The 13,076-nt window shown below is 40.4% G+C and carries 16 protein-coding genes; 15 read left to right on the plus strand and 1 reads right to left on the minus strand.

Annotated elements, in window-relative coordinates:
• The first annotated feature begins 4 nt into the window (after positions 1-4).
• From essA to GXP75_RS10105, 11 genes are all read left to right on the plus strand, one after another.
• The gene (gene essA, locus GXP75_RS10055) at positions 5-481 is read left to right on the plus strand and encodes a type VII secretion protein EssA (protein ID WP_242556765.1); all 477 of its coding nucleotides are present in this window, start codon (positions 5-7) and stop codon (positions 479-481) included.
• Positions 482-542: 61 nt separating this feature from the next.
• Positions 543-1,274 carry a (S)-benzoin forming benzil reductase gene (locus GXP75_RS10060; protein WP_242556712.1) on the plus strand — a complete coding sequence of 244 codons (732 nt, stop codon included), beginning with the start codon at positions 543-545 and terminating at the stop codon, positions 1,272-1,274.
• Between the two features lie 214 nt (positions 1,275-1,488).
• On the plus strand, positions 1,489-2,019 hold the full coding sequence (locus GXP75_RS10065; RefSeq protein ID WP_003327139.1) for an HD domain-containing protein: 531 nt from the start codon (positions 1,489-1,491) through the stop codon (positions 2,017-2,019).
• A 188-nt stretch (positions 2,020-2,207) separates the two neighbouring features.
• Positions 2,208-2,444, plus strand: a complete 237-nt coding sequence (locus GXP75_RS10070) for a YuzF family protein (RefSeq protein WP_003327140.1) — start codon at positions 2,208-2,210, stop codon at positions 2,442-2,444.
• Between the two features lie 240 nt (positions 2,445-2,684).
• Positions 2,685-3,782 (plus strand): AI-2E family transporter, encoded by a 1,098-nt coding sequence (locus GXP75_RS10075; protein ID WP_242556713.1) that lies wholly within the window; start codon positions 2,685-2,687, stop codon positions 3,780-3,782.
• A 72-nt stretch (positions 3,783-3,854) separates the two neighbouring features.
• Positions 3,855-4,076: a spore germination protein gene (locus GXP75_RS10080; protein ID WP_061570559.1), complete on the plus strand. Its 222-nt coding sequence runs from the start codon at positions 3,855-3,857 to the stop codon at positions 4,074-4,076.
• Between the two features lie 70 nt (positions 4,077-4,146).
• Positions 4,147-4,395 (plus strand): YueH family protein, encoded by a 249-nt coding sequence (locus GXP75_RS10085; RefSeq protein ID WP_242556714.1) that lies wholly within the window; start codon positions 4,147-4,149, stop codon positions 4,393-4,395.
• Between the two features lie 190 nt (positions 4,396-4,585).
• Positions 4,586-4,984 carry a YueI family protein gene (locus tag GXP75_RS10090; RefSeq protein WP_003327144.1) on the plus strand — a complete coding sequence of 133 codons (399 nt, stop codon included), beginning with the start codon at positions 4,586-4,588 and terminating at the stop codon, positions 4,982-4,984.
• A 107-nt stretch (positions 4,985-5,091) separates the two neighbouring features.
• The gene (locus GXP75_RS10095; protein ID WP_242556715.1) at positions 5,092-5,643 is read left to right on the plus strand and encodes a cysteine hydrolase family protein; all 552 of its coding nucleotides are present in this window, start codon (positions 5,092-5,094) and stop codon (positions 5,641-5,643) included.
• 15 nt (positions 5,644-5,658) lie between these two features.
• Positions 5,659-7,125 carry a nicotinate phosphoribosyltransferase gene (locus tag GXP75_RS10100; RefSeq protein ID WP_088117879.1) on the plus strand — a complete coding sequence of 489 codons (1,467 nt, stop codon included), beginning with the start codon at positions 5,659-5,661 and terminating at the stop codon, positions 7,123-7,125.
• 137 nt (positions 7,126-7,262) lie between these two features.
• The gene (locus GXP75_RS10105; protein WP_150225076.1) at positions 7,263-8,495 is read left to right on the plus strand and encodes an EAL and HDOD domain-containing protein; all 1,233 of its coding nucleotides are present in this window, start codon (positions 7,263-7,265) and stop codon (positions 8,493-8,495) included.
• A gap of 18 nt (positions 8,496-8,513) precedes the next feature.
• Here GXP75_RS10105 and GXP75_RS10110 read toward each other — a convergent pair whose 3' ends face one another.
• Positions 8,514-8,873 (minus strand): YuzC family spore coat inner layer protein, encoded by a 360-nt coding sequence (locus tag GXP75_RS10110; RefSeq protein WP_214919115.1) that lies wholly within the window; start codon positions 8,871-8,873, stop codon positions 8,514-8,516.
• Positions 8,874-9,332: 459 nt separating this feature from the next.
• On the opposite strand from GXP75_RS10110, the gene degQ reads away from it, so the two are divergent.
• The 4 genes from degQ to GXP75_RS10130 all read left to right on the plus strand — a co-directional run bounded on the left by degQ (position 9,333) and on the right by GXP75_RS10130 (position 12,999).
• Entirely contained in the window at positions 9,333-9,476 is a 144-nt protein-coding gene (gene degQ / locus GXP75_RS10115; RefSeq protein ID WP_003327149.1) for a degradation enzyme regulation protein DegQ, read from the plus strand.
• 183 nt (positions 9,477-9,659) lie between these two features.
• Positions 9,660-10,520: a polyprenyl synthetase family protein gene (locus GXP75_RS10120; RefSeq protein WP_214919220.1), complete on the plus strand. Its 861-nt coding sequence runs from the start codon at positions 9,660-9,662 to the stop codon at positions 10,518-10,520.
• 15 nt (positions 10,521-10,535) lie between these two features.
• The gene (locus GXP75_RS10125) at positions 10,536-10,697 is read left to right on the plus strand and encodes a competence pheromone ComX (protein ID WP_010789788.1); all 162 of its coding nucleotides are present in this window, start codon (positions 10,536-10,538) and stop codon (positions 10,695-10,697) included.
• 7 nt (positions 10,698-10,704) lie between these two features.
• The gene (locus GXP75_RS10130; RefSeq protein WP_242556716.1) at positions 10,705-12,999 is read left to right on the plus strand and encodes a sensor histidine kinase; all 2,295 of its coding nucleotides are present in this window, start codon (positions 10,705-10,707) and stop codon (positions 12,997-12,999) included.
• Positions 13,000-13,076: the final 77 nt, after the last annotated feature.

Below are 13,076 nucleotides of genomic sequence, written 5' to 3' on the forward strand. Positions count from 1 at the left end.
GTGTATGGAAATGGGGATCATGTTTTTTATGCTCTCCTTTTTCCTTTTCATTCCGTCCGCCGCCGCCGTAACTGAAGAGAATACAGATGTAAAACCGAATGAGTATCAACAGAAAGATGTTGAAATCAATACAGATTACTTACATGAAGAATCCTATTATGAAGAAAAAACGGCTTTGCCTGAGGAGCAAAAAGATTTAACATTTGAACTGCCGTCAAAAGATCCCGACGTTGAGCTGAAAAAAGAGCTGTTCACCTCATCTGATATTGAGGATTCAAACACCATTAAAGTCCAAACGAAACAGCTGGGACTTACGTTTGATGAAAAACCGGCTGTAAAGTCGGCTCAGAGTCAAACGGATGAAACGGCTAAACCATCATTTTTACTGCCGATGATATACACAATTCTAATTTTGCTCGGAATTGCCGGCATTGTCTTCCTCATTCCGAGGGTAACGCTGCAAGATAACAAAAAGCGTTAAGTTCAGATGCTTGTTTTCCCATTCCGCAGTACGTAAAATAAACCAGGAAGGAGGAATTGCCATGCAGCTTTATATCATCACCGGGGCTTCAAAGGGCTTAGGAGAAGCGATTGCGCAACAAGCTTTAGAAAAAGGCCATAAGGTGCATGCCTTATCCAGATCGGAAAGCGAAATCCGCCATGAGAGGCTCTCACAGCATCAAATCGACCTTACGAATCTCAAGGAAGCGGAGCATCAATTTAACACGCTGCTTCAATCCATACAGCCTGATGACTTCTCCGCCGTCACACTGATCAACAACGCCGGAATGGTCACGCCGATTAAAAGGGCCGGAGAAGCGTCGCTGGAAGAACTGCAGCGCCACTATGATCTCAACCTGACAGCTCCCGTGCTGCTAAGCCAGATGTTCACAAAACGCTTTAGCACATTTGAGGGTGAGAAAACGATCGTAAACATCTCATCTGGGGCTGCGAAGAATCCATACAAAGGCTGGAGTGCATATTGCAGTTCAAAAGCCGGTTTGGATATGTTTACGAGAACATTTGGATATGAACAAGAGGACGAACGTCTTCCAGTGAAAATGATTTCATTCTCACCGGGCGTCATGGACACCGACATGCAGGCGGTCATCCGCTCATCATCAAAAGAAGATTTTCATGACATCGAACGGTTTCAAAAGCTGAATGAGACAGGAAACCTGCGCAGTCCGGAATTTATCGCAGGCACCTTGCTATCTCTTTTAGGCGATGAAGTGGAAAATGGGCGTATATACAGTATAAAAGAGTTGTTGTAGAGCGGGAGACATCCCGCTCTTTTTTATGTGGAGAAATGGGCAGTCTCGGGGCCGGCTTATATCCAATCATTCGCCAGTCGGGTGCATACACTGACTGAAACATACTTTTTGCCGTATAGGAAACGTGGATAAAAGGCAAAATGATGTGACATAAGAATTGAGTTTCTTCTCAGGATATGTTAGGATTCTAAAAATATATAAAGGAGGGGTTTCCATGAGAAAGGTTACATTAATGGATGTCTTCACCCATCCAGTTGCACAAAAATATTTACAGCGTTCCGGTGTGGCTCATGCGATTGCCTGCGCTTTTCATGCGTATCGTCTTTCGGTAAAAGCGAATGTCAGTCCTGATTTGGCTGCGAAAGCGGCGCTGCTGCATGATATCGGACATTACGAATGGTACACAGACGGTGAGTGGGATTATGAAAAGTACAGAAGAAATGATATTCACGCCATAAAAGGTGCGGAGCGCGCCCATAAGCTGCTGATTCGGCTTGGTGAAGAACCTAAAGCGGCAAAAGAAGTGGCGCTGGCCATTTTGCTTCATACAGATTCTTATTTGCCTGAAGGCGAGTTGGATAAAAACACGCTGCAGCAAATTGTGAAAAAAGCGGACGAACTGGATGAAGAACCTGGCGGGCATCACCATTACCGTCAAATAGATCATACGGCCGCGCTCAAAAAAATTCAAAAGCTTGATCAGTTAATCGACCAAGCCCAGTCCCCCATAACAAAGCCAGTATAGGCCTTTTTCGGCCTTCCGCTTTTACATAACCCTACGGTGACACCGTTTCCCGTCATGTATCCCGCCCATAGTTGTCTCCGTGTTGAATTCCCTTCCTTTTCCTTTTCATTTCTTGGCGGTTTGCCTATGTCATACGCCTTATTCGAGGCATATGCTGAGGTAAACCAAGAAATAAAGGGGACTAAAAAATGGCTCATCAGGGAAGCCCGCAATTGGTGTCTTTAGTAGATCCTTACGTATATCAAACCATCCAAAAACTGATCGGCTCCAGGTTCGTTGTTCAGACTGTAAAAGACATCGTCAGAGGAAAATTGAAAGAAGTCAATCCGGACCATATCATTATTGAAGGCAGCGGCGGTTCCGCTTTCTTAGTCAGAATCGGGCAAATCGTATCCGTTATGCCGGATTACAGCGAAAGAGTGTAAAGTAAGGCAGCGGCATAGAAAGAGGAAGAAGGGACAATCCGGTTTTCCGGGGATGTCCTATTTTTCTGTTGCAAGCTATAACGCAAAGAAACGCGATTTGCATCTCATCCTGCATAGATGGCTATGCTCTTAAAGAACTCTTTAAAACATGGAGTACTGACAGCCTCCCTTTTTTGATACAATCATAGTACCAGTCCGATCTTTCATCAGACAAGATCGAAAAAACTAGGAGGAAAAAGCTTGTTGAAATCGAAAGTTCACTTTTGGACATTGCAAATCTTATTTGTATTGCTCATTATCCTTGTATCAACGAAAGTGTCATTTATTTTTCAGCCGTTTATCATCTTTATCTCTACGCTGTTTTTCCCGATTTTAATCGCGGGGATCTTATTTTTTATTTTCAATCCGGTTGTCCGTCTGCTTGAGAAAAAAATACCGAGGACATTATCAATCTTATTGATTTATTTACTGTTTATCGGGTTGCTTGTTTTTGTATTTGCGACGGTCGGACCTATTCTTACATCCCAAATCTCCGGATTATTTGAAAATCTTCCTGAATACATAAAACAGATTCAGGGCTTAACAAATGATTTATCCCATTCCCAGTGGTTTACATGGATGATGAATCAAGATTACGTGTCGATATCAAAAATCGAACAGTCACTGACAAGTTTTCTCCAGAGCCTGCCGCAAAATATTACATCAAGCCTGTCAGCGGTCTTTGGCGTTGTGACGAATATCACGCTTGTCATTATCACTGTTCCGTTTATCCTTTTTTATATGCTGAAGGACGGCCATCGTTTTCCGCACTTGGCTGTCAAAATATTGCCCGCCTCCTATCGGACGGAGGGAATGAAGATTTTTAAAGACTTATACGATACGCTGGCTGCTTATTTCCAAGGACAGCTGCTGATTTGTCTTTTTGTCGGAACCGCTTGCTTTATCGGTTATTCCATTATCGGTCTGCCGTATGCTTTGATTCTCGGACTCGTCATGGCCGTCACTAATATTATTCCGTATGTCGGGCCATTTCTCGGAGCGGCTCCCGCAGTCATCATCGGGCTGATGGATTCACCGGCTAGAGCGCTTTTTGCGATCATTGTTGTAGTGGTCGTTCAGCAGCTTGACGGCAATCTTTTGTCACCGCTTGTGATCGGGAAAAGACTGAATACCCATCCATTAACGATTATCCTTTTGTTAATCGGGGCCGGAAGCTTTGGCGGTATTCTCGGCATGATTTTGGCTGTGCCGGTTTACGCTGTGTTAAAGGCGTTTTTCCTGAATATTGTCCGGCTTATTAAGCTTCGCCAGCGATCTAAGCTTGAAGCGGATCATTGACGCCTGTAAGACGCGGGCACCTTTTCAGCCCATCCGCATATGATGCTTGAAATAAGCGCGGGAGGTGTTTGTATGCCTGCAATTGTAGGGCCGATCTATATCATGTCAATAACCGGAGATGCCGCGGCAAGCTTCGGCGATGTTTTTGCCATTTCCCCCAAAAGCGTTGATCAAACAGGCGCAGGGTCCGGTGCGTTTCACAGCGGTGATTTTGTGAAAGTAAACAACCGTTACAGCAAAACGTACTACAGCGACGCCGATGTGATTGACGAGACAATATCTTTTAACGGGTAACAGCCTTGATAAGAGGCTGTTGCTTTTTTATAGTATAATATGAATAGTCTTTTATTAGAGGAGCAGTCTTATGAAAATCAGAAAAGCAAATATCACTGCACAAATCGGCATGATCGGCGACGTCTATCTTCATGAAAATAAAAAAGAATTTCATACGCTTGTCGCCGTTCCCCATCTGGAATGGAGCACAATCATCGCCTACGAAGAAGAGAAAGCCTCTCTTTCTGAAAGGCTGGAAGCGTCATTACGGCGTCTGACAGAAGAAGAGCCGGCTTTAGAATTGACGAAAAAAATCATTCATTGGGTAACTGAAATGTAACACATGCGGACAAGCATTCAGCAGACCAGTTTAGCCTCCGCCGCACGAGGGAATACTCTTTATCGGGGAGTACTCAGGGCGGGGCTGACATGCCAAGCGGTCTTGTCTGTGGGCTATATTGATTTCGAATTATTGAATCCGGCATCATGCCGGTCACACATCATGTTATCTGAACCAGGAGGACGGGCTTTTGAGCGACGAAACAATCGATCTCTATTTGCAGCAGGGGATGTACGGGCCTTTGGAAACAAAACCTGATGAACGGCACTTATTTTTAGGGTCACTTCGGGAAAGAGTCATTATTGCGTTAACGAAAGGACAGGTTTTGAGAAGCAAACCCTACGAAGAAGTGAGGCAGGCGATTCAGAAAAATAAAGGAGCTTCTCTATTAATAAATGGTGAGCTGAATTATACGGCTTATTCTCCGTATATGAAGATGGCCCGCCAGAATGGCATGCATTTTTCTATCATATCAGACCTGCATTTCAATACGCCTTTAGGCCTCGTCATTGTTGAGCAACAGGCGATTAATCGAGATGCCATATATGTTCAGGACGATATTTTTAAACGGTCGGTTCTGAAAACCTGAAAGAGGCAAACTTACGGTTTGTCTTTTTACTGATTTTTCAGATGCCAATTCACTTACAACTGTAGATAAGATATAATGTTCTCATACCGATGGCGGGGAGGCCGGCTATGAAAAAAGCACTTATTTGTATTGATTATACGAATGACTTTGTTGCAAGCGGCGGCAAATTGACTTGCGGAGAGCCAGGCAGATTGATTGAAGATGAAATCGTCAGTTTGACAGAGGCCTTTATAAAAAATGGTGAATACGCCGTTTTTGCCGTAGATTCACATGAAGAAGATGATGCATATCATCCGGAAACCCGGCTTTTTCCTCTGCATAACGTAAACGGAACGGAAGGAAAAGAGCTGTTCGGAAAGCTATTGCCTGTTTATAAGAAACATGAGAACGAAAAAAATGTATACTATATGGAAAAAACGAGATATTCTGCTTTTGCGGGTACCGATTTAGAGCTGAAACTGCGTGAGCGGCAGATTGAAGAGGTGCACTTAGCCGGAGTCTGCACTGATATATGTGTGTTACACACAGCTGTCGATGCGTACAACAAGGGCTTTCGGATTGTTGTTCACAAACATGCTGTCGCAAGCTTTAATCCTGAAGGGCACACTTGGGCTCTTTCCCATTTTGCAAATAGCATCGGAGCGAAAGTGGCAGAGTAAGGAAGGGGAAATAAATTGGTGGAGCATGGTTTTAAAGATGACAGTTTGTCATTACATACAGATCTTTATCAAATTAATATGGCGGAAACGTATTGGAGAGACGGCATTCATGAAAAGAAAGCGATTTTTGAGCTTTTTTTCAGAAAGCTTCCGTTTGAAAACGGTTATGCGGTGTTTGCCGGACTAGAAAAAGCGATTGAATACCTGGAAAACTTCAAGTTTACCGAGAGTGACCTCAATTATTTAAGACTGGAGCTTGGGTACGAAGAAGATTTTATCGAGTATTTGCGCGGCTTGACGTTTACGGGTTCGCTTTATTCCATGAAAGAAGGCGAGCTTGTTTTTAACAATGAGCCGATCATGCGTGTGGAAGCGTCTCTTGTCGAAGCCCAGCTGATTGAAACGGCTTTGCTCAACATTGTGAATTACCAAACATTAATTGCTACAAAAGCAGCGCGGATTAAAGGCGTCGTAGGTGATGAAGAGGCCCTCGAATTCGGCACGAGACGGGCGCATGAAATGGATGCGGCCATGTGGGGAGCGAGAGCGGCCCTGATCGGCGGATTTAGCGCAACAAGCAATGTCAGAGCCGGTAAGCGCTTTAATATCCCGGTGTCGGGCACACACGCACACGCACTTGTCCAGGCCTACCGTGATGAGTACACCGCTTTTAAAAAATATGCGGAGACCCATAAAGACTGCGTATTTTTAGTGGATACCTATGATACGATCCGTTCAGGAATGCCGAACGCGATCAAGGTGGCAAAGGAATTCGGAGACCGCATTAACTTTATCGGCATCCGTCTCGACAGCGGCGATTTGGCCTACCTTTCGAAAAAAGCGCGGGCGATGCTTGATGAAGCGGGATTTCCGGAAGCTAAAGTCGTAGCTTCAAGTGATCTGGATGAACATACCATTTTGAACCTTAAATCACAAGGAGCACGGATTGATATCTGGGGAATCGGCACGAAGCTCATTACAGCCTATGATCAGCCGGCTCTTGGCGCAGTGTATAAGCTTGTTTCGATTGAAGAAGACGGTAAAATGGTCGATACGATCAAAATCTCTTCAAATCCGGAAAAAGTGACCACACCGGGAAGAAAGAAAGTATACCGCATCATCAATAAATTGAATCACCATTCTGAAGGAGATTATCTGGCGCTTTACGACGAGCAGGTGAATGATCAGAAGCGGCTGAAGATGTTTCATCCGGTTCACACGTTCATCAGCAAATTCGTTACGAACTTTTACGCGAAAGACCTTCATGAACAAATTTTTGACAAGGGCGTCCTTTGCTATGAAAACCCCGAAATTACGGACATCCAGCAATATGCACAAGACAATCTTAAGCTTTTGTGGGAAGAATATAAGAGAATCAGCAAGCCGGAAGAATATCCGGTCGACTTGAGCGAAGAGTGCTGGAGCAATAAAATGCAGCGCATTCATGAAGTGAAAAGCAAACTTGATGAAGAGCTTGAATAAGTATGAAACAGACCTTTCTGACGCGGAAAGGTCTGTTTTTGATTTGAATATTATTTTTCATATTTAGACAAGATTCGCCAATTTATTTGATATACTTAAGATTGAAGGAACGTGCCTATGCTAAGGAGGATAAATCAATGAGGGTGTTTGTTGCAAGACAGCCTATTTTTAATATAAAAGAACAGGTTGTCGCTTATGAACTTCTATACAGAGAGAGTGAAGAGAATGTTTACTCGGCCGCAGACGGCGATCAAGCAACAACCGATTTAATCATTAACAGTTTTTTAAACATCGGGATTGAGAAGCTGACAGAAGGAAAACGCAGCTTTGTAAACTTTACCGAAAGCCTGATGTTTTCAGATCTCCCCACCTCCTTCAATCCGAATCAGCTCGTCGTTGAAATTCTTGAAGATATTCCGATCACCCCGGATTTGATCTCAAGATGCAGACAACTGAAAAAAATGGGGTATACCTTAGCGCTGGATGATTTTTATACCATAAACCCAACGGATGAACAACTGCTGCACAAGATGATGCAATATATTGATATCTTAAAAATAGACTTTTTAAAGACATCACGAGTGGAACGAAAAAAAATTATGCAGACCTATAGATCCAAAGGGCTGAGCTTTTTAGCGGAAAAAGTGGAGACCCGCAAAGAGTATGAGCAGGCTGCGGCGGACGGCTTTCATTTGTTTCAAGGGTACTTTTTCAGTGAACCGCGCGTGATCTGCGGACATGATCTGTCGTTCCATTTTCACTCATATTACGAGCTGCTGAATGAATTGAGCAAGGAACAGCCCAATATACAGCGTGTCACAGAATACATAGAACGGGATTTATCATTATCCTATCAAATATTAAAGTTCTTAAATTCATCGCACACCCGCCTGACCCAAAAAATCGAAAGCATCAAGCAGGCCATTATGCTGCTTGGCTTTAATGAAATAAAAAGATGGGTGTATATTCTTTCTTTTAAAGATTTAAAGAAAAAAGGAAATTCAAGCAAACATGAGGTTATTAAAATCTCTTTAATGAGAGCAAAGCTCTGCGAACTGCTCGCAAAAAAAACAGCCCGCCCGCATCCATCCTCTTATATGCTGATCGGAATGTTTTCCTTAATAGACACACTGCTGCATAGAGAAATAGAAGATATCGTGCAAGAACTGCCGTTAATGGACGAGGTCGGACAAGCTTTGCTGGGGCACGAAAATGACTATTATAACATTCTTAAGCTTGCGAAGCTGATAGAGTGCAACAAATGGGACAGCTGCGAAGAAATATACCGTGAACTAAACAGAGAAGAAGCGTATAAATGTTATCTGGAAGCCATAGAGTGGTGCGATAAGCTTATGGGCGAAAAGGGTTAAAATTGTATTGCGTTCTGCTTACGACCACTGCAGTGCAACGACAAAACGGCTGCGCGAATGAAGCAGGCTGATATGAATGCCATCCGGGTTAAAGGAGACATCAAGATTGCTTTTCACGCCTGTTTGCCGAATCAGCCGCTTCACAGTTTCTGGTTTAGACTCCTGCGCAGCGGCGATAATGCGGCGTGACAGTTCGGGTGAGGCCGCAATGCCATAAATCGCAAGCTGGGCATCCGCAAGCAGCCCCGCAGCGTCTTTTGCGGAACGAATAAAGGATGCTGTATTCACTGACGGATAAGCGGGCGGGCGCCAAGAAGCGTCTCTATATAGGCGGACAGCTGATGGATTCACATGATAACAGGGAATGGGGTATCTCATTCGGCACCTCTTCTCGAAGGGTATCGTCTATATTAGTATAGACCCTGCCATAAAAGATATGACAATGCAAAAAGGCCCTAACCTGAGTTGCGGTCTTTTCGGTGTTTGTCGGTCAGCAATCATGCATGTCGGCGTATCGATTTTTGAAAAAGAAACGCAAAGGACTATAGTCTTGGTGGAAAAATTGAGAAAACACTGAAAAACCAATGGGGGCAAGATTTTCTGCAATATCCATTCAAAATATTTGCCCACAAACTTAGAGCAATAGTCCCGTTCTCTTTATGAGCAATTAGTGAATATTGACCTATTGATATTTGCGGTGTCACGCATAGACTTTTTGCATACTTTTCGGTGAAAAATAACGCAAAACCGTTTGCACTATTAATAACAGATCAAATACCTAGGACTCGTTCACCATACACAATTCATTGATCTTTCAAAAAAAGGAGTGTGGAAACGGTGGAAAAGAAAAAACTTGAAGAAGTGAAACAATTATTATTCCGACTCGAACTTGATATCAAAGAAACGACAGATTCATTACGAAACATTAACAAAAGCATTGATCAGCTCGATAAATTCACATATGCAATGAAAATTTCGTGAAAAAGACTTGGAAACAAGTCTTTTTTTTGTGCTTTCCCATACAATAAAAGGATAAAGTATTATATGATTGTTAAAAAACGAAAAACCCGCTGTCCAACCTGGGCGCCATTTAGTAAAATGGAATGGGAGGGGGAAGTCGTTATTGAGCAAATGTGTTTAGATACTACTCTGATCAAGATGAAAATGAAGGAGATTGTAAGCCAAAAGATATTTAATGAGGATTTGAATCGATATCTTCAAACTTTTATTGAATCCAAAGGTACGTTTGAGTTTGCTGAATTGGCTTTTCATCATTATCAAGCTTTTAATGGACAGGACGAAAAGGCAATTGAACTGTTAGCTGCCGGAATTGAATTGTTAATATTGTCATTTGATATTTATGATGACTTAGAGGATAGAGATAACTTAAATGCTGAATGGATGAAGATAGACTTGCCTATTTCTTTAAATTCAGTGACTGCTCTTTATACGCTAAGTATACAAATTATGAGTCAATCCAGTCATGATCCTCAATTTTCACAAGAGATATTGAATTTTGCATTAAAATCTATTCAAGGCCAGCATGATGACATCGTTAATGCTCCGCAAACAGAAGAAGATTGTCTTGAAATGATTAAAAATAAATCAGGATCGCTAACAGCACTGCCGTGTGTTATGGGAGTAATGCTTGCGACTGGAAAAATCCATCCAACCGTTGTGTCTTATTCTTATGAGCTCGGCATTATTTCACAAATCGAAAATGATTACCAAGGTTTATTTTACTTAAATAACGATTTTGTTCAGAAAAAAAATACATTGGCATACTTATATTTGAATAAGCGCTTTAATGAAGAATCAGTAGAACTTCTGCGTTTATATGAAAATCCAGATGTGTTTGTTTCAATGAATACTAAAATTTTAAAACAAAAATTAACTGAAGCAGGAGTAATACAATATTTGCTCGTGATGAAACATTTATCTCTTCAGAAAATAAAAAAAGAAATTTCGCATTTAGAATTAGAAAATTATAAAATACAAAAATTGTTGTCAGTTATGATCAAATAAAGGAGGGGATATAATATGCAAGAAATGGTTGGATATTTAGTTAGATACCCACATGTTTTAAGAGAAGTTATGGAAGGCAATGCATGTCTATTGGGTGTGGATAAAGATCAATTTGAAAGTATTATAAACGGTTTTAAAGGCTTTGAAATTTATTCAAATGTCGATTGGAAGTACTGAGGCTTAAATGAAGGCTAGATATAATAAAATTTCTATTCTGTTAGTTTTGATGAGCTTGGTATATGTAATATATTTAACTTATATTAGTAATAATAATTTGTTAGTTGGAGCAACTGTTTCTAAAAATAAAAAAAGTGACGTTGTAATTACGAATGTGGAAGATTATACAATGGCTTATTACAGCGGTATACAAAAAGGCGATATTGTAAAGAGTATTAATAATAGCAATATAAATCCAAATGAAATAAAAATGAATAAACTGAAAAATGTGAGCTCAATGATTGTGGAGAGAGATGGCAAGAATGTTGAGCTTAAGCTGACTCTATTAAATGATAAGAATTTTTCTACCTATTTAATACCATTAATATTTTATGCAGTTTGTTTATTTTGTTGTTTATTTATATTGAAAATAAATGAATCAAAGAATTTACTATCGGCTTTAATATTAATCGTTTTTCTATTATCAGCCTCTATTGCATTTATAAGTGCGGGAGGATCTACTAAGGGAGACTTACTTAGCAGATGTATGATGGTATTAACATTAATATCTGTGCCGCTTAACTATCTTCTCTTTCTTTATCAATATTTTAAAGAGTTAGGCACTATATTATTTAGTAAAAAAGTTTTTATTTTGTATTTGATTCCTGCAATAAATGTAGTATGTGAACTGTTTCGTTCTTATCTTTTATTCAGAGATTATGTGCCTAAACTAAATCTACTTTCGTTTTTTATTTTATTCATAATAGTAGGTATTTATTTCGTTATTATTTTAATGAAAAATAAAGATACTGAACAAGCACATATTATAAAAATTCTTGCGATAATTAATATCTTTTCATTTTCGCCGTTCTTGTGTTTATATCTGATACCTTATGTTTTCTTAAATGCGCATTATGTGTCTTCATTTTTATCTGCTTCATTTATGTTGCTTATACCATTTTCTTTGGTTTATCAATTTATGACAAATAAAATTTATAATATTGATTTTATTTTAAGTAGATTAAAATACTATGGTTTTTTAGCTCTGACTCCAACAATTATTCTAATTTCTACAATCGAGTTATTTCGTAGCCCGGAAAGTGATTATTATAATATTAAACTAACTTTGTTAATTTACATTATTATGCTTGCAGTTTTTTATTATAAAGAAGTGCTGGATTTTAGGTTTAGATTAAAAAGGGTATCTGAAAAGTTTAATTATCAAGACAGTGTATATAAATTTACACAACTAATTAGAGACTCATCTTCTGTAACGCAGGTATTTGGAGAACTAAAAACTACCATTCTTGAGGTTTTACTTGTAAGCCGAGCCCATATATATGAAGTTACTTTTGATGGGAATATAAAAGCATACGAGGAAGTAAACTTACATTCATATCATGATACCTATCAAAAACAATTTAGTAAAGTAATATCTGAAATTGGGAAAATCGTTGAATTTAATAACGGTTTTGTCATGAAGATAGGTGAGCGCGGGGGTAAATCATTTGTTATACTTTGCTTATCTAAAATGAATACTCCCCGTCTTACGTTTGAAGAAATTTCTTGGCTTAAAACATTGGCTTTTTATACAAATGTATCGATTGAAAACGTCATGAAAATTGAAGAACTGATGAGTCATTTAGAAGAAATAAAACAACAAGAATCAAACCCAGTCTGGCTCAAAAAACTGATGTACACTATCGAAGAAAAACAACGATCCGACCTTGCGCGTGACCTCCATGACTCCGTTCTTCAGGATTTGATCTCCTTAAAAAGGCAATGCGAGCTGTTTCTTGCTGATTTTAAGAAGGAAGATCCTTGTAAGAATGAGGTGCAGGACAAGCTGGTGCAAATGAATCAGCAGATGTCTGATGTGATTTTGATGACGAGGGAGACGTGCCATGAATTGCGGCCGCAGCTGTTGTATGATTTGGGATTGGTAAAGGCGCTGTCAAAGCTTGTTGCGCAGCAGCAGGAAACCGCGCCGTTTCATATCCGGCTGAATACGGGAAGGTTTACGGCATCGCTCGATCTTGATTCTCAGCTGAATTTGTACCGGATTATTCAAGAGTTTTTATCAAATGCCATGAAGCATTCCCAAGCCGGCGAGGTGCTGATTATGCTGATCAGTTTTCAAAATAAAATCGTTCTTCATTATGAGGATGACGGCGTTGGCTTTGATAAGGAAAAATTGAATGAACAATCGATGAGTATGGGGCTTTCGGGCATTAAAGAGCGGGTTCGTGCGTTAGACGGGCACCTTCGCATCGATACAAGCGTAGGAAATGGATTGCGAGCCGATATTGAAATAGAATTGTAATGGATTTATAACGGAATCGACTTGGCACAAGCCAAGTCTTTTTTATAAAATGGAAATGAATGAGTAAAAGGGAGGAA

The sequence above is a fragment of the Bacillus sp. HU-1818 genome (genome assembly GCF_022695965.1).
In the GTDB taxonomy this organism is placed as follows: domain Bacteria; phylum Bacillota; class Bacilli; order Bacillales; family Bacillaceae; genus Bacillus; species Bacillus atrophaeus.

Coding starts and splice junctions, on each gene's coding strand:
- essA (WP_242556765.1), top strand. CDS start 5: ATGGAAATGGGGATCATGTTTTTTATGCTCTCCTTTTTCCTTTTCATT.
- GXP75_RS10060 (WP_242556712.1), top strand. CDS start 543: ATGCAGCTTTATATCATCACCGGGGCTTCAAAGGGCTTAGGAGAAGCG.
- GXP75_RS10065 (WP_003327139.1), top strand. CDS start 1,489: ATGAGAAAGGTTACATTAATGGATGTCTTCACCCATCCAGTTGCACAA.
- GXP75_RS10070 (WP_003327140.1), top strand. CDS start 2,208: ATGGCTCATCAGGGAAGCCCGCAATTGGTGTCTTTAGTAGATCCTTAC.
- GXP75_RS10080 (WP_061570559.1), top strand. CDS start 3,855: ATGCCTGCAATTGTAGGGCCGATCTATATCATGTCAATAACCGGAGAT.
- GXP75_RS10085 (WP_242556714.1), top strand. CDS start 4,147: ATGAAAATCAGAAAAGCAAATATCACTGCACAAATCGGCATGATCGGC.
- GXP75_RS10095 (WP_242556715.1), top strand. CDS start 5,092: ATGAAAAAAGCACTTATTTGTATTGATTATACGAATGACTTTGTTGCA.
- GXP75_RS10105 (WP_150225076.1), top strand. CDS start 7,263: ATGAGGGTGTTTGTTGCAAGACAGCCTATTTTTAATATAAAAGAACAG.
- GXP75_RS10110 (WP_214919115.1), bottom strand. CDS start 8,873: ATGAGATACCCCATTCCCTGTTATCATGTGAATCCATCAGCTGTCCGC.
- GXP75_RS10120 (WP_214919220.1), top strand. CDS start 9,660: ATGAAGGAGATTGTAAGCCAAAAGATATTTAATGAGGATTTGAATCGA.
- GXP75_RS10125 (WP_010789788.1), top strand. CDS start 10,536: ATGCAAGAAATGGTTGGATATTTAGTTAGATACCCACATGTTTTAAGA.
- GXP75_RS10130 (WP_242556716.1), top strand. CDS start 10,705: ATGAAGGCTAGATATAATAAAATTTCTATTCTGTTAGTTTTGATGAGC.